The organism is Micromonospora sp. ATLC20 (genome assembly GCF_057196585.1).
In genome coordinates this window covers 1-737 of sequence record NZ_JBXUOV010000409.1, presented here as the reverse complement: position 1 = coordinate 737, position 737 = coordinate 1, and the positions used below count along the sequence as shown (strand labels likewise).

Here is a 737-nt window from a genome sequence, read left to right as displayed (position 1 = left end):
CGCCGCTGCTGGCCGGCGGCCCGCTGCTGGTGGTGGCGCTGGCGCTGGTCGCCGGCGCGCTCGCCGCGGGTGGCCGCCTCTGGCGTGCGACGACCACCGGGTTGCTGGTGCCGGTGCTCGCTCTCGCGCTGATCCGGCCGGTCGCCGAGTGGCGGCCCGGGCTGCTGCTGATCGCCGCCGGCCTCGTGGTGGCGGCGCTCGCCGGTGCGGTCCGGGCGCTGCCGGCACCGGTCCGGACCGGTCCGCTCGTGGGCGGGCTCGCCGTGGCCGCCGCGCTGGGCCAGGTGGCGGTCGTGCTCACCGGCCTGGTCGGCGCGTCCACCGCGAGCGTCGGCTTTCCGGCCTGGCAGGGCGGGCGGGACGTGGCGGTCCCGTCCTGGGGCTGGCAGCTTCCGGTAGCCCTGCTGCTGACCGCCGGGGCGGTCGCGCTGCTGACGCCCCGGGCCGTCCGGCCGCTCGCCGGTGTGGCCGCCGCCGGGCTGGTCGCTCTCGCCGCGCCGGCCGTGACGGCGACGCCGTGGCCGCTGGTGCTGGTCGTGGACCTCACGATCGCCGCCGCGCTGCTGCTGGCGGCGGTGGCCCGGCCGCGTGGGGGACGGGTCGTCGTGCCGGTCGCCGCGTCGGCCGGGGCGGTACTGCTCGGGCACGCGCTGCTCGTCGGCTGCGCCGCCCCGGGCGGGGCCGTCGCAGTGCTCGCCGCGACCGCGGTGCTCGGCGTGGCGCTCGCCGCGCTGGGC

The 737-nt window shown here is 81.0% G+C and carries 1 pseudogene; it reads left to right on the top strand.

Features of this window, described 5'->3' with window-relative positions:
• A pseudogene (locus AC2CHG_RS31670) lies at nucleotides 1-737 on the top strand (SCO7613 C-terminal domain-containing membrane protein); the annotation flags it as partial.